Origin of the sequence: Chryseobacterium sp. HMWF035 (genome assembly GCF_003094695.1) — a bacterium.
Lineage (GTDB): Bacteria > Bacteroidota > Bacteroidia > Flavobacteriales > Weeksellaceae > Chryseobacterium > Chryseobacterium gambrini.
In genome coordinates this window covers 79,398-102,197 of sequence record NZ_QEHP01000113.1, presented here as the reverse complement: position 1 = coordinate 102,197, position 22,800 = coordinate 79,398, and the positions used below count along the sequence as shown (strand labels likewise).

The window sequence follows — 22,800 nt, the reverse complement described above, 5'->3', positions numbered from 1 at the left end:
AAACATTTAGTTCATCTTTTACGACTTTTGCGGTTAAATAAACTTCTTATAAAAAGTTAAAGGTGAAATGACATAATGTTTTAAAACGACTTCTGTCAGGGGGTTAACATAATAAAATTTTTCTCTTTTGTTTGATTTATAGCTATATATTTGCTGTTCAATTTTAAAAAAATATACAATTATGAAAAAAGTATTTTTCGTCGCTATGCTTGGTGTAGCGGGTCTTGTTAGTGCTAAAGGAACACCGGTAAAAAGCTTAAATCTTAAGGCTACAAAAACAACAGTAAGTACTAAAGAGGTAAAAAAGACAAAAAAAGCGGCTAAATTCAAGAGCACCTTTGTTACTTATACTTCTTGTGGTGTAGCTGCTACCACAACTCAGGACTGGACTAACGAACAAGGACAAATTTGGGCTAATATGGTTGAAGCAATTTATTGTGGACACGGTTATTAATAGTTAAAAAATAACAAATCTTCATTTGCACATATGGTTTTTATATGTGCAATTTTTCATAATAAAAAGCAATATCATGTCTTATCATAAAAAACTATTTCAACTATTCGTTTTATTTTATAGTATTTTATTTTATTCTCAACTGAATACTCAGGATTCATTGCGAGGAGAGTTCATTTACTTATTGAAAGCTAAATTAAATACGTTAAATCCCAATCAGACAGATGAAGAACTATTCTCACTTCAGGTAGCTGATCATCGTACATTTTTTAGTAGTCTTAATTCTTTGAAAAGAGATTCTGTAGCCGGAATTGTTTCAAGAAAAGCAATTAATAATGGGGGAGGGGTTTTTGATTTCAGAGGGACATCAATGCCACAAACAAAGTTTTCTTATACGATCATACAAACCAATGAAAATATACAGTATTTTCAAAGAGTTGCCATGTCTTTACTATCATATAAAGAATCGGTAATAAAAGATTGGAAACTTATTGACGAAACAAAAATAATAAATACAGTTAATTGTAAAAAAGCAGAGGTTTCATATAAAGGCAGAAATTGGACTGCATGGTATTCTGCAGAAATTCCATTGCCTTATGGTCCGTATAAATTCAGTGGATTGCCGGGCTTAATTATAAAAATTACTGATGATAAAGGGGATTATGATTTTGAATTGGTAAGATCTGTATCTAATTCTAAATTGAAAGGCAGATTGGTAAACATATACGAAAACAGATACACTAATTCAACGGAAACAACTAAAACAGAATTAGAAAAAACGTTACAAAATTTCAGAGAAAATTCCTTAGGAATATTGGAAAGTCTTGGAACAAGTGTTACTCCGGAACAAAGAAAAATCATCATGGAAAGACAGAAAGAAATGCAGTTAAGGAAAAAGGGAGATAACCCTATAGAATTAAATTAGTATAAAACAGGAATGAAAAATATTATACTATTATTCAAAATGATAGCCTTTATTCAGTTAAAAATCCTTCTTCAGCTTTGTGTTCAATTAAGCATCAAGATTAAAACCCGCGAATCAAAAAAAATTCCTTTATTCTTTGTTAAGTGTAACGGCTTTGTGATCCTAAAAACGTTTCATAACTAAAAATCCTTCGTGAGCTTTGTGTTCAATTAAGCATCAAGATTAAAACCTGTGAATCAAAAAAACTTAAAAAAATTTCCCCTTATTCTTCGTTAAGTGTAACGGCCTTGTGAGCCTAAAACTTTTCATAATTAAAAATCCTTCGTGAGCTTTTTGTTCAATTAAGCATCAAGATTAAAACCTGCGAATCAAAAAAAGTTAAAAAAACTTTCCCTTATTCTTTGTTAAGTGTAACGGCTTTGTGAATCTGGAAACATTTCATAATTAAAAAATCCTTCGTGAGCTTTGTGTTCAATGAAGCATCAAGATTAAAGCTTTCGAATCAAAAAAGTTAAGAAAACTTTCCCTTCTTCTTTGTTAAGTGTAACGGCTTTGTGAACCTAAAAATGTTTCATAATTAAAAAACCTTCTTCAGCTTTGTGTTCAATGAAGCATCAAGATTAAAACCTTCGAATCAAAAAAGTTAAAACAAAGTAATTCATTTAAAATCCTGTTCCACTAAAATTTTGTTAATTTGGAGAATTATTAAAACTGAAAAATATGCAGATTCAATCCGTTTCCGTTGATGATTATATTTCCCAGATTCCCGAAGAAAGACAGGAAATATTCAGAAAAATGTATCAGACAATTAATGATAATTTACCCGAAGGTTTTATGCAGGGTTCAAGCTACGGAATGATCGGTTGGGCAGTTCCTCTGGAAACATATCCCGATGGTTATCACTGTACACCGGGATCGCCTTTGCCTTTTATCAGCATTGCCTCCCAGAAAAATTTCGTCGCGTTGTATCACATGGGAATGTATGCGAAACCCGAACTGCTGAACTGGTTTGTAGAAGAATTTCCGAAACATTCCAAAAAAAAGCTGGATATGGGGAAATCCTGTGTCCGCTTCAAAAAAATGGAAGATATTCCGATGGAATTGTTGGCAGAAATGAGCCGGAAAATGACTGTTGAAGAATGGATTGATATTTATGAAACCAATTTTAAAAAGAAATAATTTTTTACTGAAATTTTTTGCGGCTTTTTTCCTTTTTGTCCTGATTATTGCCTGTAAAAACTCACAGATTTCGGGTTTGAAGAACGGAGATTTGCTTTTTGTGACTGCAAAACAAACGGGACTTTCAGGAGCCATTAATAATGTTACCCAAAAGCAGGAAAATGCTTCTTTCGACCACATCGGTATTGTGGAAAAAAGTAAAGAAGGAATTTTCGTACTTCACGCCGCTCCAAAAGGCGGTTCGCAGAAGCAGAAAATGAAGGATTTCCTGAAAGACCAATCGGAAGAAGGACAGCGGGTTATAGTATACCGTTTGAAATCCAAATACCAAAAATCGATTCCTTCCGCGCTTGAAAAGGCAAATTCCATGTTAGGGAAACCATATAACTTCAATTATATTCTGGATGAAAACTCGTATTACTGTTCAGATTTTATAGAAAGAGCTTTTCGGGAAGATCATATTTTTAAGCTGGAACCAATGACCTTCATCGATCCGAAAACAGGAAAAACAAATGCTTTTTGGGAAGAATTCTATCAAAAGAAAAATCTGAAAGTTCCCGAAGGTGAGTTAGGCTGCAATCCGAATGGTCTGGCTGCTTCTCAAAAACTGGAAAGAGTGATGGAACTTAAATAAAACATAAATTATTAAAGTTGATATAAGGATATAAGAAGCAAAACCTTATATGAAAACTTTTGTGTTAGTTAGACAAGCGAATTAGCATTGTCTGGCTTACTAGTACTTCAAATTACTATTTTCTTTGTTTTCTGCTATAGATCTATTTTGAAAATGAAGCATTTGAATCCATTTAAATCCAAATTTTGTTTAAACTTTTTTATAAATAAAAATATTCTTGTTGGAAAACGCAAAGACGCAAGATTTTTATTAGTCTCAAATCTTTAAGGCGCAGGAAAATCAAAGATTTTCAATAAGGATTCATGCTTCATTTTATCGCAGATAAAATCTTTGCGCCTTAAGACGATGTAGTATTTAATGATATTTTGCGCCTTTGCGATGTTTAAAATTAAAAGAACTTTAGCCAGTTTTGTTATTGGAAAATCAAATGGTTTTAACCGAAAAATAAACATCACAGAAAAAATTGATTAAAATTAAAAAAATATTACCCTACTAATTTGGTAGACTAATATTTTTTTATATTTTTGCCATACAATTAGCACAGAGCAACAGAATATTAAATCTGAAAAAAGTTTTCTCTGAAAGTTTAACCCTAAAATGTTGAGTTATGGTAACACCAAATCCGGGACTACAGGTTTTACAAAATCAATTAAACCTGCCCAAAAAAGAATGGATACTGGAAATAGAGCTGAATGGTAAAATGAAATTTGAACATTTGATGAATACCATTTACCATCAGTTCGGGATCTGTCATAAAGTGTTATCGGCTAACGTAGAATATGTAGACGGAAGAAGTTTCGGCGCAGTTCAGCTTTATATTAATGTAAGCTCAGAAGATTTTAAGCAATTAGAATTTTATCTGGAAAAAAATAAGCTTTTGAGTACCACGGTAGAATATACCTGTAGAAAATATACTTAAGAGATTCATATAGTTTTAATTACAACAAACGACCGTTACTTTTTTGTGACCGGTCGTTTTTATTTTTTGTTGAAAATTAAGAACCTTTTTAAATTTTTATAATTATTTTTTTTCACGCAGGGTTTAATTCATTTTTTTACATCTTATTTTCAGAAAGCAAAGTCAAATAAAATTTGCTTCATGAAACCTGAAGACGCTGTTTGATCAAATCAACTTGTTGATTACTCTTTGCTTGCTTTATAATTAGTAATGTAAATATAATCTTGGAATGATGATTTCTGAACATTTAATCAAATTTAAACAGTTTCTAAAGCTAAAAAAAGACCACTCAAAAAGTGGTCTCTGTATTTTAAAATAAAAATTAAATTCTTTCAATATCCGCTCCGATTGCTTTCAGTCTTCCGTCGATATTTTCATAACCTCTGTCGATCTGTTCGATATTGTGGATAATAGATTTTCCTTCTGCGGAAAGGGCAGCAATTAACAGTGCATTTCCTGCTCTGATGTCAGGAGAAACCATCGTTGTTCCTCTCAGCGGAGTTTCCTGATTAAGCCCGATTACCGTTGCTCTGTGCGGGTCGCAAAGAATGATCTGCGCTCCCATATCGATCAGTTTATCTACGAAGAACAATCTGGATTCAAACATTTTCTGGTGAACCAGCAGACTTCCTTTTGCCTGAGTTGCTACCACCAGAATAATCGATAACAAATCCGGAGTAAATCCTGGCCAAGGTGCATCGGAAATCGTTAAAATAGATCCGTCGATAAATTTTTGAATTTTATAATTTTCCTGAGCCGGAATAAAAATATCGTCATTGCTCTGCTCAAGCTGAATGCCCAGTTTTCTGAACGTATTCGGAATAACACCAAGCTGATTCCAGTTTACGTTTTTAATTGTAATTTCAGATTTTGTCATTGCAGCAAGACCAATCCATGAACCGATTTCCACCATATCCGGAAGCATCGTATGCTCCGTTCCGTGTAGATGCGAAACCCCTTCGATGGTTAATAAATTGGACCCGATTCCTGAAATATTGGCTCCCATTCTGTTCAGCATTTTGCAAAGCTGCTGAAGATACGGTTCGCACGCCGCGTTATAAATTCTTGTTTTTCCTTTTGCCAAAGCTGCAGCCATCACGATGTTGGCTGTTCCTGTTACAGAAGCCTCTTCAAGCAGGATAAACTTACCGTTGAGTTCTTTCGCTTTTAATGAATAAAAGAATTCTTCCTCATCATAATGAAATTCGGCACCCAGTTCTACAAGTCCTTGAAAGTGAGTGTCTAATCTTCTTCTTCCGATTTTGTCGCCTCCCGGAGTCGGCATATACGCTTCACCGTATCTCGCCAACATTGGTCCCATCAACATGATCGAACCTCTCAGTTTTGCGCCGTCTTTTTTAAATTCGTTTGATTTTATATAATCAAAATTTACTTTATCTGCTTTGAAAGTATAATCGCCGTGTCCGTTTTTGGTAACCTGTACACCAAAGTCGCCCAGAATCTCAATTAATCGATTAACGTCGTGGATATCGGGAATATTTTTAATTCTGACTTCCTCATCTGTCAACAAAACAGCACAAAGAATCTGAAGAGCTTCGTTCTTAGCTCCCTGTGGAGTAATTTCACCTTGCAGTCTTTTTCCTCCTCTTATTTGAAATGTTCCACTCATGTCTACTTTCTTTTATTATGATTGTTGTTGTTATTGTTGTTGTGCCTTCTTTTGTTGTTCTGGTTGTTTCGGTTGTTATTCCTGTTGTTATTGTTGTTATTTCGGTTGTTATTATTGGTCGTGTAATAGATCTTGCTCTTCTCAAGAGAATCTATTCCGGTAAGATCCAGCCTGTTTTCCGAAAGTTCTTTCAGGTGACGGAAGATTACATCGTCCGTTACGTGTTCTTTATTATAGACATTATAAGATTTCTTCATATTGTTGGCAATCACCTCGATCAAAGCTTCTTTTTCGTCGCCCTGTTCAAGTTCGATGGCTTTTTCAATTAACTGAAGAATACTTTTCCCGTAAAATTTAAAATCACCCTGAAGTTTTGGATACTCCATTCTCTTCGGTTTTTCTTCAAGTTCTTCTTTCGTAGGAAAAGGGTAGGGAGAATCTACATCCAATTCATGATTGGCTAAAATATAGAGATGATCCCAAAGTTTATGTTTATAATTTTCTTCGTCTCGCAGCTGCGGGTTTCTCTGACCCATAAAATCAATGATCGCCATTGCCATTTCGCTTCTCTCTTCTTTTGTAGGAAGCTCTTTACAACGTTCAACCAACTGTTGTATAATTCTGCCATATTCCGGCAAATGAAGCTGAGTTTTTTGGGTATTGTATTCCATAGTCTGCAAATATATGGAATAATGGAAAAATTGTACCGAAAATCTTAAAAGTTTATGATTTTTAATGAATCTTCCGAATAACGATTTGAAGGGATTTGTTGGATAATATTAAAATTATTTCACTTGGTTTAGAATTTATTTCAATAAAATTGTATTTTAGTTGATACTTTAATAATTTAAAATTTTTAACATGAAAAAAACACACATTTTACTCTCATTGCTGGCTTTAGGCATTTTGAGTTCTTGCCAGAACAATGATGAGATCGTCACTGAAAACTCTAAACAGTTAGAGATTCATGATAAAATTGTGAATGTCACCAATCATGACGGGCGCCCTTTCAGTACGGGAGCAGGAGTTTCTTCCACCTCAAAATTTGTTGCCGGACCGGGTGGAAGTGTCCTTATGCAGGGATTTTACTGGGATGTTCCCGATGGCGGAAACTGGTGGAATACCGTAAAAACCAAAGTAACCGACTGGTCGAATGCAGGAATTGGAGCGATATGGCTTCCTCCGGCTTCAAAAGCCCAGAACGGAGCCTATTCTATGGGATACGATCCGACGGATTATTACGATTTCGGAAATTTTAACCAGAACGGAAGTGTGGAAACACGTTTCGGATCAAGAGCGGAATTGGAAGCTCTGATTACAAAAGCTCATGACGAAAATATGCAGGTGTATGCCGATATTGTCATCAATCACAACAGTGGTGGTCAGTCGGAAGCGAATCCCTACACAGGAACCAGTACCTGGACCAATTTTTCCGGTGTAGCATCGGGAAAATTTCCAAGAAATTACAACGATTTTTACAAAAATTCTTACGGCAATAATGATGAAGGTGCTTTTGGTGGTTTTCCGGATCTTTGCCACGCCAATCCTTATGTGCAGAGCTGGCTTTGGGAAAGAGATGATTCTGTTGCTAAGTATTACAAAAACGTCATGAAGTTTGACGGATGGAGATTCGATTATGTAAAAGGTTTCGGACCGTGGGTGGTTAATAAATGGAATGCGAACGTGGGCGGATTTTCTGTGGGAGAATTATGGGATTCTAATGTAAATACGCTGGAATGGTGGGCAAATAATGCCAACAGTTCGGTTTTCGATTTTGCAGCCTATTATAAGATGGATGAAGCATTTGATAACAATAATTTGAATGCTTTGAATGATGATATGATGTGGAAAAGAAATCCTTTTAAAGCGGTGACTTTTGTTGCCAATCACGATACAGACATCATTTACAATAAAATGTTGGCGTATGCTTATATCTTAACCCATGAAGGATATCCTACGATTTTCTACAGAGATTATGAAGAATGGCTGAACAAAGAAAGATTAAACAATCTGATCTGGATTCACAATAATAAAGCTACCGGAACAACTTCTATTTTATATACGGATAACGACGAATATATCGCAAGAAGAAACGGCTACAACGGAAATCCGGGATTGGTAGTTTACATCAATAACTCTTCAACGTGGCAGGAAAGATGGATTCAGACGAACTGGGCAAGTCAGCAGATTAAAGATTTTACAGGAAGTTCAGGCTGGTATCCTACAACGCAGGGCGACAAATGGGTGAAAATTCAATGCGCTCCGAAATCTTATTCTGTATGGTCTTTGAACCAGTAGGATTCGACAATTTAAAATGAAAAGACTGCTTTTTTGAAAAGGCAGTCTTTGTTTTATTCGTGAGAAAAGTAACTTAAATACAAATCAAACTTCTATAAATTTTTTCCTTTCATCCGGAGTCGGCAGATAACATTTCTGATTTGCCAGTTTCATTCTGTTTTTTGAAATCAGATCATAAATTGTATCACTGAAAAATCGGGGAATTATTTTTCCGATGACTGAAAGTTTATAAATTCCGCCTAAAATATTGGCAATTTGCAGAACCGCGTTGGATTTTTCAAGATAATAATGATTTGGTTTCCACAAATAAAGCGTGTTGAAGACTTCCGTATTTAGTTTTCTTTCGGTTAAGAATTGTTGTCCGAAATCCGATTGCAGGGAAGCAAAAAGAAATCTGTTGTTGTGATCTCTTTTAAGAATCCACTGTACCCAGAAATTGCAGACTCCGCAATCTCCGTCAAAAAATACAATATGTTTCCCCATCCATTTTTCCTCCATGATTTTTGGTTTTAAAGAGCCATTTTTCTTTCGGTTTCCGCTTTTTCTTTTTTGAAGTAATCTACTAATATTTTTCTTTGCGCATCGGTAAGTTTCGCATCCTGATGTCCGATATAATACGATTCCAGAGGCATTTCTTTCTTTTCGACCATCTCTATGCATTCATCAAGCTTATGAACCTGCTGTTTGGGAAGATAAGTCGCAAAAGTAGAGAAATTAAGCTCTTTTCTTCCTTCGTCGATATGATTTTTCAGAATCCATGAGGCAGGAGCGATATTAGAATACCACGGATATCTGGACTCGTTGGAATGGCAGTCGTAGCAGGAATTATTAATCAGTTGTGCCACTTCGGGCTGTGTGTTTTTGATCTTTAAAAAATCCATTCCGGGAGTCGGAGCCGGATTGGTTTTATCAATTGGGAAAAACTGGATGATGATAAAAGCGACAAGAATGACAACCAATATTTTTTTCATTGCTAAAATTTTATGTTTTCTGAATAGATAAAGGTACTTAAATTTCAGATAAATAAAAAGGATAAAATTCAGGAAATCTCACCACTGTCTTGAATTGTTCTAAATATGATTTTTAACGGCTGAAGATTATTTAAATTAAAGTAAAAAATGCTTAACTTAATTGAATGATTAATTTTTTGGAATTGTAAATAACTGCAAAACAGTATTTTGATTTAAATTATTGTTTTTAACTATCGTAAAAATATTTTCAATAGATTGTATTTATATAATAACAATGGTAAGTTTGCATTGTTCATTCAGTAAAACGTAAAACAACATAAAAATTTAAACAATATGGAAAATACTTCAGGAGACATCAGCAAATGCCCTTTTCACAACGGAACGATGAAAAAAGAAAATTTAGCAGGAGGTGGTACTAAAAATATAGATTGGTGGCCGGATCAGTTAAGAGTAGATATTCTTCGTCAGCATTCTGATCTGTCTAATCCGATGGAGAAAGATTTCAATTATGCAGAAGCTTTTAAAAGTCTGGATCTGGAAGAAGTAAAAAAAGATCTTCATGCTCTAATGACGGATTCCCAGGATTGGTGGCCTGCAGATTTCGGACATTACGGACCTTTGTTTATCCGTATGGCTTGGCACAGCGCAGGAACGTATCGTGTAGGTGACGGGCGAGGCGGAGCAGGAGCCGGACAGCAGCGTTTTGCCCCTTTGAACAGTTGGCCGGACAACGTAAGTCTGGATAAAGCGAGAAGACTTCTTTGGCCCATTAAACAAAAATACGGGAAGAAAATTTCCTGGGCAGATTTAATGATCCTTACCGGGAATATTGCCTTAGAATCTATGGGATTCAAAACGTTCGGATTTGCGGGAGGTCGTGAAGATGTTTGGGAACCGGATCAGGATGTGTACTGGGGAACAGAGAAAACATGGTTGGGCGGAGATCTTCGCTATGCACATGGCTCAGACGGAGTGGTAGAAAACAGAGGAGTTCTTCCTACTGATGATAATGCAGACGGAGATATCCATACAAGAAATTTAGAAAAACCGTTGGCTGCGGTACAGATGGGACTTATTTATGTAAATCCTGAAGGTCCGGACGGAAATCCTGATCCTATTGCAGCAGCAAAAGATATTCGCGATACGTTTGGAAGAATGGCAATGAATGATGAAGAAACTGTTGCTTTAATTGCGGGAGGTCACACATTTGGTAAGACGCACGGAGCAGGACCTGCGGATCATGTAGGAGAAGAGCCGGAAGCGGCAGGAATTGAAGCGCAGGGATTCGGGTGGAACAGTACCTATAAATCCGGAAAAGGGCCGGATGCTATTTCCAGCGGACTGGAAGTAACCTGGACGGAAACTCCGACGGAATGGAGCAATTATTTCTTTAAAAATCTTTTCGAAAATGAATGGGAACTTACCAAAAGTCCTGCAGGAGCGCATCAGTGGGTTGCCAAAAATGGTGAAGAAATTATTCCGGATGCTTTTGATCCTGATAAAAAACACAGACCGACAATGCTTACAACGGATCTTTCGTTGAGGTTTGATCCTTTTTACGAAAAAATTTCAAGAAGATTTTATGAAAATCCGGATGCTTTTGCAGACGCATTTGCAAGAGCGTGGTATAAACTGACACACAGAGATATGGGACCAAAAGCCCGTTATTTGGGACCGGATGTTCCTGCGGAAGAATTAATATGGCAGGATCCGATTCAGGAAGTGGATCACGCGTTAATCAATAATTCAGACGTTGAAGCTTTAAAATCAAAAATTTTAGATTCAGGTTTAAGTGTTTCCGAATTGGTTTCTACAGCCTGGGCATCGGCTTCTACATTCAGAGGAAGTGATAAAAGAGGAGGTGCAAACGGGGCGAGAATTCGTCTGGCTCCACAAAAAGACTGGGAAGTAAATAATCTGGCACAGCTTCAGAAAGTTTTAAACATTCTTGAAAATATTCAGAAAGAATTTAACGAAAATCAGACAGGCGGTAAAAAAGTTTCTTTAGCAGACCTTATTGTTCTTGCAGGAAGTGCTGCTGTTGAAAAAGCGGCAAAAGACGGAGGTTATCCGGTAATCGTTCCTTTTGCGCCGGGAAGAATGGATGCTTCACAGGAACAGACGGATGTAGAATCTATGGGATATCTTGAGCCTGCAGCAGATGGATTCAGAAATTATTTAAAGAAAAAATTCTCGGTTTCCACAGAATCATTACTGATTGATAAAGCGCAATTATTAAATCTTACAGCTCCTGAACTTACCGTACTGATCGGAGGAATGAGATCTCTTAATGCGAATTTCGACGGATCTTCTCACGGTATTTTTACACAGAATCCGGGAGTACTCTCTAATGATTTCTTTGTTAATTTATTGGATATGAGTACCCAGTGGAAATCAGCTTCTGAAGATAATGAACTTTACGAAGGAACAGACCGAAAAACAGGAGATAAAAAATGGACAGCCACGAGAGCAGATCTTGTTTTTGGATCGAATTCCGAACTGAGAGCTATTTCAGAAGTATACGCAAGTTCTGATGCTAAAGAAAAATTTGTGAAAGATTTTGTTTCAGCATGGGTAAAAGTGATGAATCTTGATCGGTTTGATTTAAAATAATTTAATTATTTAACATAATATTTAAAAAGACAGCCAATCTGGTTGTCTTTTTGTGTTTTAAATGTAATTTTATTGGTTTAAAATTAGGATTTGTGTAATAAAGATATATTTTTGTTAAAAAAACAAATTCTAATATGATAAGAAAATTATTTCCTGCCTTACTATTGGTAGGTTCTTTTAGTTACGCTCAAATCGGTATCAACAGTGAAAATCCAAATGCCACATTGGATGTTATTGGCAATCCGGGAGATCCATTCAAATTTGACGGGATTATTGCCCCGAGAATTACAGGAGATCAATTGAGAGCAAAAAATTATACTGCATCACAAAACGGAGCAATTGTTTTCGTTACACAGGAAGATACAGCTCCTGCAGGACAGACCATAGATGTTACGGCTTCCGGATATTACTATTTTGACGGAAATTCTGGGAAATGGATCAAGCTGATCTCTGCTGCAGCTTCACAAAAAATCAGGACATTATCAACCGGAACTGTTGCAGACGACGATTATACCGTTTTAATATCGGGAGATGTTACTTTACCATCTGCAACTTCGTCGAACAGAGGAAAGGTCTATCAACTCATCAACGATACTGCAGGAAATGTAACGGTAAATGGTTTATTCAGGATCAACGGAGGCAATTTTTCTAACTATGGATTAAATAACAGCAATCTGGGAAGAGGAATTGTAGTGCAGAGTACGGGATCGGCTTGGGTAATTACTTCAAGATATTAGTATCTTTATTTTGTTTGTGAAAAAAGCCGGTTTAATTTTCCGGCTTTATTTTTATGATTACTGAAAGATTTTTAAAAATCTGATATTGGATAAGCTTTAGTCGCTACAACTTAATCTTAAAATATTTACGATACTCTTTTTAGTCTTATTTCCTCTTTCCGTTTTTTGAGAAAATCAGCAGGTCGAATGCCATTTTGTTCATAAAATAAATTTGAAAAACTTTGCCGATTGCTAAAACCACAGGCAAGTGCTATATCTTCTACAGAGTATTTTTGCCAAAGTTTATTATTGTATATTTTTTCTGTTGCGTAATCTATTCTTAATTTATTGATATAAGTATTGAAATTACAGCCCTGATATTCATTCATAAATTGTGAAATATAAGTTGCATTGGTACCAAACTCTATTGCAAGTTTTCCAGCAGTAATTCCTTTTTCAAGAAAACCATTATTTTTTTCAAAATCAGAGAATTTACTTTTAAGAAGCTGAACTGTTTTTATTTCTATCTTTGAGTTCTTTTCGGTAAGTTTATTAAGATCTGCATTTTCTTTTATTTTTGTATTCTTTGAACTGATTTTTTCTAACAGCTCCTCATATTTAATCTGAATTTCTTTTTTCTTTCTCAGCCAATATGCTAAAAATAATATAAGAACTAAAATTACGGCGAAGCTAAATATGAGTAAAAACTTTCCGAAAGAATTGGTTTTTTCAAGATTTGATTGAGCTTCAAGTAAAGATTTTGTATCGTAGTCCCGGTGTATACGATTGGAAAGATATTTAAAATCAGTGGAGATGATGCTGTCTGCTTTTAGCAGTTGCTTGGTATAATATAATTCTTCTTTTGGTTGGTTTTTATTTCTGTAAAATGTAATAAGTTTTTCGTAATTGTTTCTTAATTCAGGAAGAATAAACTGGTATTTATTGAAGATAGAATCTACTTTCTTATAATCAGAAAGAGCTTTTTCAGTATTTTTTAGTTCATCATAAGCAGATCCCCGATAGTAGTAAATGACAGATGCAAAGGTGTAATCATTAATTTTTATGAATTCAGGCAGTGCTTTGTTAAATATTTGAATTGAATTTTGATAAGATTTTTTATTAAATTCTGTAATGGCTTCACTTTTATAGAAATAACTTTTTTCGAGATTGAAAAAAGGATCTTTTGGAAGAGCATCTAATCCTTCTTTTATAAGCTTTTCAGATTCAGTATAATTTCCCAGTTGCTGATAACAGACAATCATTTGGTGTAAGCAATTGAGATAGCCTTTTTGATGATTCTTGATAAGATTAGGGTGTATATTTGCTTTTATTTTTGATTTAAAATAGACATTACATGACTTAAATAATTGTAATGCTTCTTCATAATATCCCAGATAGCTTTTTACAACACCAATATGGTATAGATTTTGGTATTTTAGAAATTCATCATCTGTATTTTTTGTATACTCATATGCCTTCAAATATTCATTCAGAGCTGGTTGAAATTTTCTGTAGGTAAAATAATATACAGCTCCTTTACTTATATATGAACTGCCAATAAGATCAGAATTTCCAGATAATTTTGCAGCAGAAATAGCACTGTCTGCATATTCTATTTTTTTGTTTGGTGAATATCTTATAGCATCATCATAAGCCTGAAACAATTCTGCATAATTTTTTTCTTTTTTTGCTTTAGATATGTAGATGTTGAGATAATGAAAAGCTTTTTGATCATTCTCTTCATATATCCAATATTTATTTCTTAACGCAGAATAATAATCCTGTGCTGACAGTTGGCAGATTGTAAAAAAAACAAAAAAGCTGAAAATAGTTTTATTCATTCCTTTTTAATTTGTTTTTCATGGAATTCTTTTTTCACTTCAAATGTAATTATTTTAATATAATAAAAGTTTACATAGATATAAAAATGTTTTTTACTGATGAGAATAAATCACTGATGATTAGAGTAATAAACAGGGAAAATGTAAAAATTATAAAAATTTTTACGTAATAATTTTTATAATCTTACCCACAACTGTTTGTGAAACAGGGTGTACTCTTTTAATATTGCTAAAAATAATCGATGACTTTCGGCCGGAAATTATCAACCAAAAAAATATTGAAAAAGTATGAAATTCAAAATCACTATAATCTTACTTGGGCTTTTTTGTGTGTTGTTAAATTCTTGCAGGGAAACTGAAGATCTAAATTATCCAAATACTGTTTCAGATAATATTACTCTACAAAAGGATAGTAAAAAAGAAAAAGACTCTAGTGAAAACCAAAAGGATCCTCCAATAAAAGGAACTCACTGGAAAACTCAAAGTGTAGGTTCCGCTGAAAAATAGAATGAAAAAATATACATTACTTTTTTTATTAATATCTGTCTTTTCTTTTGCTCAGGACTCGATCAATAAGATTGTAGAAAAGCAAATAGAGCAAATAGAAATTGTTACAAAGAAAAAATTGATTGAAAGAAAAATCGACAGATTGGTATTTAATGTTGAAAATTCAATTTCTGCAACGGGGGGAGATGCGCTTGATGCCTTAAAAGTAACACCTGGAATACGCGTGCTCAATGACAAAATTTCGATGATAGGTAAAAGCGGAATGATTGTGATGGTGGATGATAAAGTAATAAAACTCTCAGGAGATGATCTTATCGGTTTTTTAAAAACAATACCATCAGACAATATTAAAAGTATTGAAGTAATTACAGTGCCGCCGTCCAAATATGAAGCACAAGGAAATAGCGGGATCATTAATATAAAGCTTAATAAAGTAAAACAAAATAGTTGGAACAGTTCAGTGAGAAGTACTTATACACAAACTACTTATCCTGCGGGAACTATAGGAGGAAGTTTTAATTATAATAAAGATAAAATTTCTATTGAATCTGATTTAGGATATACAAACGGATCGATTGCTCCCAGCTATAATACAACTTTCTTTTATCCCAATCAGATATGGAGAGAAGTAAATACAAACAGAAACTATTACGATTTGGTTCGTGGAAAATTGGGCGTAAATTACAGATTTTCTGACAAGTTTAATATTGGCGTACAGTATATGTCCAGTAATAACAAGAAAAGAAATTTAGAAAATGATTATTCAACCATAACAGATAATATTAGTAATTCTATTGACTCCTTAATCGTTAATAAAGCTGAAAATAGAATAAGAAATAGATTTAATACTGTAGATTTTTATTCCGTTTATAAATTAGATACTCTGGGTAGAAAAATTTCAGCAAATTTTAACTATTTGAAATTTAAAGATACACAAGACAGGATTTTTAGCTCAAATAATTTGTTGGCAAACAATGTGGTAATTCCCAATTCATATTATTCTGCCAATAATATTTCAAAACAGGATATTGAAAATTATTCGGCAAATGTTGATGTGGATTTTCCGACTAAGTTCGCAGATTTTACTTTTGGTGGGAAAGTTTCTTTTACAAAGAATAAAACAGATCTGGCTTTGTACAATCTTAGTTCAGGAAGTTCAATATATGATGCTGCACAGAGTAATCGGTTTGTTTATAAAGAAAATACAGAAGCACTGTATTTTTCTGCCAGCAAAAAATTATCCGAGAAGTGGGAAACCCAGCTGGGTCTAAGATTTGAAACTACACAAACTGAGGGAAATTCAATTTCTTTAGATAGAATAAATAAGAATAATTACTCGAAATTATTTCCAACATTTTATCTGACATATACTCCTGATGAAAATAATATTTTCTCAATTAACTACAGCAGAAGATTAAACAGACCCAATTTTGAGGATTTAAATCCATTTAGAATATACAATAACAAATACCAGTATTCTGAAGGTAATCCCTTTCTTCAGCCAAGTTACAGTCATAACATGGAGTTGAGTTATACTCTTAAAAATAACTGGACAAGTAAGCTTTACTACTCTAAAATAACAGATGGTTCAGGCGGTATTATTTTGATAGATCCAATGAATAATAATTTACAGGCAAATATAATTTTAAATTATTTGAACTCACAAATCATAGGTCTTTCAGAATCGTATACATTAAACTTAAAAAAATGGTTTCAAAGTTATAACAGTTTTGATGTGTATTATTCTAATTCAAAATCAACAGTGCCATATATAAACTCTAATGTGGACGGATTTAATTATAACCTGACTACCAATAATACTTTTAGTCTTAATAAGGAAAAGACCGTTTTATTCGGACTGAATTATTCATACAATTTTAAGGGAGTTTCGGGAGTAGACAGAATTTCCGCATACAGCCAGCTTGATGTATCATTAAAATTTTTGTTTTTAAATAAAAATCTGAGTCTTGCAATTATTGGAAATGACATTTTAAAAAGCAGTATCATAACCCAGACTTCAATAACCAATAATTATCAGATTATATACAAAAACTATGAAGATATAAGGTTTTTAAGGCTGTCATTAGTTTACAAATTTGGTAATAAAGATATTAAAAGTACTCAGATAGAAGGAAGTAACGAAGAAGAAAAAAACAGACTTAAAAAATAAACGCATAAACAAAGACCAACGAGGGTATAAAACAGAACGTTAAAGTTCTGGTGTCTTTAAAAGTTTGCCGATTGTTTAACCCATTAAAAAATTAATAACATGGAAAAGAAAAAATTCAATGCCAAAGATTTTTTGAATGTTAGCACTTTATCACCGCTTGAATCTGCAGAGATTAAAGGAGGTATGGCTGACACTATTAAAACTGTAAGAACAGTTAAAACTGTTGTAGATGTAGTAACAACAGTAACAAACTAAAAACTAAAGTTTTTACAGCTAAAGGCGGTGGAAAATCCACCGCCTTATAAAATTTAAAAACATATAACTATGAATACAGAGATATTAGCAGAAATAAAACCATTTTCTTCAGAATGGTGGGATTTTTTCCTAAAAGAAAATGGAAACTTTACAGAGACCAAAGTATTTAAAGATGTAATAAGCGATGCGGATGTTGTTCTTTTAAATGAAGAAATAGTTAAAATTCTACAAGAATTATATTTATTAAAAACAAATAAGTATGGTTTTAGAATATACTTGGATGGGAAGGAACAGGATAATACTTTTATGACCAATTTATTCGAAAACCATGCGCCTTTTGATAATGAAGATATTACAGAATATTTTAATAGAGTGTTTTCAGATAAGAAATTTGGAATGATCATTAATCATACTGAAAAATTTTCTGAAGAATTGGCTCGTAATGTATTATTAAAAATACAGCCATTACTCGATAAAGTAGGTATTCCCCTAACAGGATTAAGTGCTCACATACTAATTGGAAACTACGGATGGACTCCTTTAGGGATTCATCAGGATACCAGAGGCGAAAATGTTATTCATTTTCATTTGGGCCCCGGTCCTAAAATTATGTACAACTGGAACGAGGAAGATTATAAGGAACTGACTGGTAAAAAAGATAATAATAAAGATGTTGAACCACTTTTACCATACGCAGAAAGTTATCCCTTTGAAACAGGAGATCTCTATTATATGCCTTGGAATAAATACCATATAGGCTTCTCTGACCAATTTTCTGTAGGACTTACAATTTGGTTTAACAATCCTACAAAGAGAAGTTTTACTACCGCAATTCTTGATGCCCTTCATTTGCAGCATCTTAATGAGGATGACGAAATTTTAAGCCCTAATAAGGACAAAGATATTGATTTAACGTTTGAAAATATTAAATCCGTACTAAATCTCAATGAAAATCTAAGAGGACTGACTTTTATTGATTTATTAAAGTATCTCCACAAAGAGTATAAATTAGCGATTTTAAGCAACGGGGGATGGGCGAGTATTCCTGTGACCTTAACTGATAAAATCAAGTATGAGATTGATAATTATGAAATACTGGATAATAAGAAAATTATCACTCCATATCCCTTTAAAACATTTTACGAAAAAATAGATGATGAATTGGTGATTTTTGCAAGAGGATATAAGGTGAAAATTAGATATCATGATGAGCTAATAAATATAATTGATAAATTAAACCAGAATAAAGAAGAACTGGTAACGGATTTACTCAGTAATTTGATAGTTGATTGGCCTGTAGAAGCCGGTTTATACTTTTTATCGCTCCTTTATGACAAGAGAGCTATTAATATTGTTGAAACTAATCAGTTGAAATAAGATGGAACAGGCAATTATCGAAAAAGTAGAATCTTTTTCTGCGGAGTGGTGGGATCATTTTTTAGAAGATAGTGGGAATTTTACTAAAACAAAAGTATACAAAAATGTAATTTCTAATGATGATATTGATATATTAAAGAACGAAGCAGTAAAGATTTTACAGGAGATTTATACTCATAGAACTAATCAGTATGGGTTTAGAGTGTACATAAAAGGTGAAGAACAGGATATAAACTATATATCCAAACTTTTTGATGCTCCACCAACTGAAAAAGAAACTTTGGAAAGTTATGCCGAAAGAGTTTTTGAAAAACAAAAATTCGGAATGATTATTAATAGAACTGAAAAATTTTCAGAGAAAGTTTCACAGAATATTTTATTAAAATTACAGCCTTTACTGGATAAAGTAGGAATACCTTTAACAGGACTGGAAATGACTCTGTTTGTAGGAAATTACGGATGGACACCTTTGGGAATTCATATTGATATTAAGGGCGAGAATATAATGCATTTTCATCTTGGACCCGGTCCAAAAATAATGTATAATTGGGAAGAAGATACATATAAGGAGCTAACTGGCAAAAAAGAAAATAATACAGATATAGAACCACTTCTGCCTTATTCGGATGCATATCCTTTCGAAACGGGAGATTTTTATTTTATGCCATGGAATAAGTATCATATAGGATTTTCTGATGAATTGTCTATCGGATTTATAGTTGGATTTAACAATCCTACAAGAAAAGGTTTTACATCTGCAATTTTAAATTCTATTTCTCAGCAATATTTAAATGATAACAAACAAATATTAAGTCCGGATAAAAATGTAGAAGTTGAAGATTCATTTAATGCCATTGAATCAGTAATTAATTTAGATGAAAATCTTAGACACCTATCTTTCATGGATTTGATGAAGTACTTACACAAAGAATTCAAATTAGCAATTTTAAGTAATGGCGGATGGGCAAATATCCCAATAACCTTAAATGATAAAATAAAATATGATGTAGATAATTATGAAGTACTTGAGAATAAAAAAATAATTACTCCTTATCCATTTAAAACATATTATGAAAAAATTGGAGATGAGCTGGTCATATTTGTGCGAGGTTATAAAGTAAAAATTAAATATCATGATGAATTACCCGGAATTATTGATAAATTAAATGGAAATAAAGAGGAGGAAGTGACGGATTTATTAAGTACTTTAACGCAAGATTGGCCTGTAGAAGCCGGCTTATACTTTTTATCATTACTTTATGATAAAAGAGCAATTAATATTATCGAATAACAAAATAAAAAATGAAAAAAATAATACTTTTAATACTTATGACTGCATTATCAAATTTAGGAACAGCCCAGACAAAAACTACCAGTAGTACAAAGTCTTCCGAAAGCTATAGTTATTCGACTTCTTTTGATGCAAAGCAAAAAGAGTCGATACTGAACTATTTAAAAAAAGAGCTAGGCAAAGAGTATAAAACAACGAACCAGAAGTTAGTATGGTCGAAGATTAGTGATCTTGAAACTAAAAATGACAAAACGTTTGTTAAACTAGAAGGTAATGAAATTGAATTAAATTATCAAAGTAAAAACGATTTATTGAATCCCCTTATATTGAAAAAACTGAAAAAAATATCTGATTTTATTGAATCAACCAACAAATAAATGAAATTTATTCCTCAGTATAATATCATGGACTGTGGTCCGGCTTGTCTGGCTATGATTGCCAATGAGTATGGAAAAAAATATACTCTGAAATATTTAAGAGAAAAATCATTTCTTACAAGAGATGGAGTATCTTTATTAGGAATCAGCGAAGCGGCGCAAAGCATAGGATTTGAAACAGTAACAACCAGAATAAATTTAGACCAGCTTTTAGATTTACCTACACCCTGTATATTACATTGGGATCAAAACCATTTTATAGTTTTAGAAAAAATAAAAGGATCCAAAAAAGGCAATAAGTCTTTTTTTAAAAGAGGCTTATTGTTTAAAATTGTTGATCCTTCCTATGGCATATTATACCTCAAGGAAACTGAATTTTTAAAGCATTGGATTAGCAGTGACAACAAAGGTGTTGCACTATTTCTCAATCCTACAGATGCTTTCTATGAATATTCTCCTCCTGCGGAAAATAAAATAAATATCAAATATTTAGCAGGAATTTTATTTCAGCATAAAAAACAGTTTTTGTGGATGTTATTATCCTTGCTTTTAGGCAATTTAGTAAACATCGCTTTCCCGTTTTTAACGCAAAATCTTATAGACAAAGGGATTACTGACAAAAATCTGTCAATTGTTCAATTGATACTTTTTGCGCAGATCAGCTTGTTTCTGGGAGCTATGACTGTTGAAATCATTAGAAACTGGCTGGTTTTAAAAGTAGGAACAAAAATCAGCATAACAATTATTTCAGACTTTCTAAGAAAATTATTACAGTTAAAAATAAAATTCTTTGATACTAAAATGATGGGCGATTTCACTCAAAGAATTCAGGATAATGAAAGAATCGAAAATTTTTTAACTTCACAGAGTTTAATCACTATTTTTTCCATTATTTCATTTTGTGTATTTTTTGTGATTTTGGGATATTACAACTACACAATACTGTTCATTTATTTGCTTCTTACTGTTTTAGCTGTTTGTTGGTCTGCATATTTTCTAAAGAAAAGAAGCATACTCGATTTTTATAAATTTAAATTAAAAAGTGAAAATCAAAATGCCATCTATGAGATTATAAATGGTGTAACAGAGATGAAGCTAAATCAGTTTCAGGATTTTAAGAATAAAGAATGGCAGAAAATTCAGGATAAATTATTACAAATAAATGCAAGAGTTCTGAGGTTAACTCAATTTCAGATCGGCGGTTTTGAAATAATCAACCAGATTAAGAACATTATTGTAACCTATATATCAGCTGTTTGTGTGATAAAAGGAGAAATGTCATTAGGTGAGCTTATGGCAATTTCTTTTATATTGGGACAAATGATCTCTCCTCTTAACAGTATTACAACATTTTTTTATTCTCTACAGGATGCCAAGCTTAGTTTGGAAAGACTCTCTGAAGTTCAGTATCATGAAGATGAAGAAAATGAAAATTTAATCCCTCTTCCAAAAACATCTTTATTAAATAATCAAGGGATCAATATTAACGATGTTTCATTTCAATATGAAGGTCCTAAATCTCCATTTGTTCTTAAAGATATTAGTTTTAAAATTCCGGAAGGAAAAATAACGGCAATTGTCGGCGCAAGCGGTAGTGGAAAAACCACTTTAATGAAACTGCTTCTGAGATTTTACGAACCAACAAGAGGGGAACTTTTCTATAATTCTGAAAATATATCAAAAATTTCCCCAAAAAGTTTACGGGAAAATTGTGGTGTCGTAATGCAGGACGGCTTTATATTTTCAGATACTATTGAAAGAAATATTGCCACTGGTGATGAGGAGGTAAACAGAGAAAAACTTCAAAACGCAGTAAAAATTGCAAATATAGAAGAGTTTATAGAAGAACTTCCTTTAGGATATAATACCAAAATCGGAGCATCAGGAAATGGTATTTCTGGTGGGCAAAAACAAAGAATACTTATTGCAAGAGCAGTTTATAAAAACCCTCATTACATTTTTTTTGATGAAGCTACTTCTGCACTTGATGCCGAAAATGAAAAAATCATCCATGACAATTTACAACAGTTTTTCAAAGGAAAAACAGTTGTAATAATTGCACACCGTTTAAGTACAGTGAAAAATGCCGATCAGATTATTGTTTTAAAAAATGGAAGAATTGTAGAGCATGGAAATCATCAGACATTGGTTGATAATAAAGCAGATTACTATAATCTGGTAAAAAACCAGCTGGAGTTGGGCAGCTAATTTATATAAATTAAAATTCTTTAAAGATCAATACCTTTTTGATGAAAAGCTGTCATAATTAATATAAATATTACAAAACATTTTTAGATACAAAAAAACCGTTAATTTGATAATTAACGGTTTTCGTAGACCCACAGGGACGAAAACTGTCTTTATACCAACCGTTGCTAATTCCTTTGTTTTTAATGGTTACAGCTTTGTTTCATTGGTTTTTCAGATAAGATGAAATAAAGTAAAATAAAGATAAATAATATTTTTTTCGGGACATATTCGGGATTTTATTAAATTAGCATAAAATTAAAAGGAATGAAAGTAATGTATTTTATAAAGAAGCGACAAAACCCGATTTCAAAAATTTATGTTAGGCTTTGGGAAAGTAAGAAATATGATTTTACG

The 22,800-nt window shown here is 33.0% G+C and carries 20 protein-coding genes; 15 read left to right on the top strand and 5 right to left on the bottom strand.

Annotated features, from left to right (window positions below):
* Positions 1-181 precede the first annotated feature (181 nt).
* The 5 genes from DD829_RS16775 (at position 182) to DD829_RS16755 (ending at position 4,111) form a co-directional block, all read left to right on the top strand.
* Positions 182-454: a hypothetical protein gene (locus DD829_RS16775; protein ID WP_116547959.1), complete on the top strand. Its 273-nt coding sequence runs from the start codon at positions 182-184 to the stop codon at positions 452-454.
* 76 nt (positions 455-530) lie between these two features.
* A complete protein-coding gene (locus DD829_RS16770) occupies positions 531-1,379 on the top strand; it encodes a GLPGLI family protein (RefSeq protein ID WP_108410883.1) in 849 nt (282 codons plus the stop codon).
* 720 nt (positions 1,380-2,099) lie between these two features.
* Complete coding sequence (locus DD829_RS16765) at positions 2,100-2,558, top strand: DUF1801 domain-containing protein (protein WP_116547958.1); 459 nt, start codon at positions 2,100-2,102, stop codon at positions 2,556-2,558.
* Positions 2,533-3,192 carry a YiiX/YebB-like N1pC/P60 family cysteine hydrolase gene (locus tag DD829_RS16760; RefSeq protein WP_108411584.1) on the top strand — a complete coding sequence of 220 codons (660 nt, stop codon included), beginning with the start codon at positions 2,533-2,535 and terminating at the stop codon, positions 3,190-3,192. The genes DD829_RS16765 and DD829_RS16760 overlap by 26 nt, the downstream gene beginning before the upstream one ends.
* 607 nt (positions 3,193-3,799) lie before the next feature.
* Positions 3,800-4,111 carry an NIL domain-containing protein gene (locus DD829_RS16755; protein ID WP_076390935.1) on the top strand — a complete coding sequence of 104 codons (312 nt, stop codon included), beginning with the start codon at positions 3,800-3,802 and terminating at the stop codon, positions 4,109-4,111.
* Positions 4,112-4,472: 361 nt separating this feature from the next.
* Here the strand turns inward: DD829_RS16755 and murA are convergent, their stop codons facing one another.
* Both murA and DD829_RS16745 read right to left on the bottom strand, forming a co-directional pair.
* Positions 4,473-5,780, bottom strand: a complete 1,308-nt coding sequence (gene murA / locus DD829_RS16750; protein ID WP_076390936.1) for a UDP-N-acetylglucosamine 1-carboxyvinyltransferase — start codon at positions 5,778-5,780, stop codon at positions 4,473-4,475.
* A gap of 2 nt (positions 5,781-5,782) precedes the next feature.
* Positions 5,783-6,451 carry a DUF4290 domain-containing protein gene (locus DD829_RS16745; RefSeq protein WP_076390937.1) on the bottom strand — a complete coding sequence of 223 codons (669 nt, stop codon included), beginning with the start codon at positions 6,449-6,451 and terminating at the stop codon, positions 5,783-5,785.
* Between the two features lie 190 nt (positions 6,452-6,641).
* On the opposite strand from DD829_RS16745, the gene DD829_RS16740 reads away from it, so the two are divergent.
* On the top strand, positions 6,642-8,078 hold the full coding sequence (locus DD829_RS16740; protein WP_108411211.1) for an alpha-amylase: 1,437 nt from the start codon (positions 6,642-6,644) through the stop codon (positions 8,076-8,078).
* 84 nt (positions 8,079-8,162) lie between these two features.
* On the opposite strand, the gene DD829_RS16735 is transcribed toward DD829_RS16740, so the two are convergent.
* Both DD829_RS16735 and DD829_RS16730 read right to left on the bottom strand, forming a co-directional pair.
* Positions 8,163-8,576 (bottom strand): thiol-disulfide oxidoreductase DCC family protein, encoded by a 414-nt coding sequence (locus tag DD829_RS16735; protein ID WP_108411210.1) that lies wholly within the window; start codon positions 8,574-8,576, stop codon positions 8,163-8,165.
* 11 nt (positions 8,577-8,587) lie between these two features.
* The gene (locus DD829_RS16730; protein WP_087712380.1) at positions 8,588-9,049 is read right to left on the bottom strand and encodes a heme-binding domain-containing protein; all 462 of its coding nucleotides are present in this window, start codon (positions 9,047-9,049) and stop codon (positions 8,588-8,590) included.
* Positions 9,050-9,382: 333 nt separating this feature from the next.
* Here DD829_RS16730 and katG point away from each other — a divergent pair, with 333 nt between their 5' ends.
* Positions 9,383-11,662, top strand: coding sequence for a catalase/peroxidase HPI (gene katG / locus DD829_RS16725; protein WP_116547957.1), 2,280 nt, complete (start codon positions 9,383-9,385; stop codon positions 11,660-11,662).
* Between the two features lie 134 nt (positions 11,663-11,796).
* Complete coding sequence (locus tag DD829_RS16720; protein ID WP_116547956.1) at positions 11,797-12,399, top strand: hypothetical protein; 603 nt, start codon at positions 11,797-11,799, stop codon at positions 12,397-12,399.
* A gap of 125 nt (positions 12,400-12,524) precedes the next feature.
* Here the strand turns inward: DD829_RS16720 and DD829_RS16715 are convergent, their stop codons facing one another.
* Positions 12,525-14,219, bottom strand: coding sequence for a helix-turn-helix domain-containing protein (locus tag DD829_RS16715; protein WP_116547955.1), 1,695 nt, complete (start codon positions 14,217-14,219; stop codon positions 12,525-12,527).
* A gap of 288 nt (positions 14,220-14,507) precedes the next feature.
* Between DD829_RS16715 and DD829_RS16710 the strand changes: the two genes are divergently transcribed.
* From DD829_RS16710 to DD829_RS16685, 7 genes are all read left to right on the top strand, one after another.
* Positions 14,508-14,726, top strand: coding sequence for a hypothetical protein (locus DD829_RS16710; protein WP_076390943.1), 219 nt, complete (start codon positions 14,508-14,510; stop codon positions 14,724-14,726).
* Between the two features lies 1 nt (position 14,727).
* Positions 14,728-16,896, top strand: a complete 2,169-nt coding sequence (locus DD829_RS16705; protein ID WP_116547954.1) for an outer membrane beta-barrel family protein — start codon at positions 14,728-14,730, stop codon at positions 16,894-16,896.
* Between the two features lie 99 nt (positions 16,897-16,995).
* The gene (locus tag DD829_RS23750) at positions 16,996-17,151 is read left to right on the top strand and encodes a hypothetical protein (RefSeq protein ID WP_165796729.1); all 156 of its coding nucleotides are present in this window, start codon (positions 16,996-16,998) and stop codon (positions 17,149-17,151) included.
* Positions 17,152-17,220: 69 nt separating this feature from the next.
* Entirely contained in the window at positions 17,221-18,528 is a 1,308-nt protein-coding gene (locus DD829_RS16700; protein WP_108411293.1) for a hypothetical protein, read from the top strand.
* 1 nt (position 18,529) lies between these two features.
* Complete coding sequence (locus DD829_RS16695) at positions 18,530-19,819, top strand: hypothetical protein (protein WP_116547953.1); 1,290 nt, start codon at positions 18,530-18,532, stop codon at positions 19,817-19,819.
* A gap of 11 nt (positions 19,820-19,830) precedes the next feature.
* Positions 19,831-20,196: a hypothetical protein gene (locus DD829_RS16690; RefSeq protein WP_076390947.1), complete on the top strand. Its 366-nt coding sequence runs from the start codon at positions 19,831-19,833 to the stop codon at positions 20,194-20,196.
* Positions 20,197-22,404 carry a peptidase domain-containing ABC transporter gene (locus DD829_RS16685; RefSeq protein WP_116547952.1) on the top strand — a complete coding sequence of 736 codons (2,208 nt, stop codon included), beginning with the start codon at positions 20,197-20,199 and terminating at the stop codon, positions 22,402-22,404. It abuts the gene before it with no gap.
* Positions 22,405-22,800: the final 396 nt, after the last annotated feature.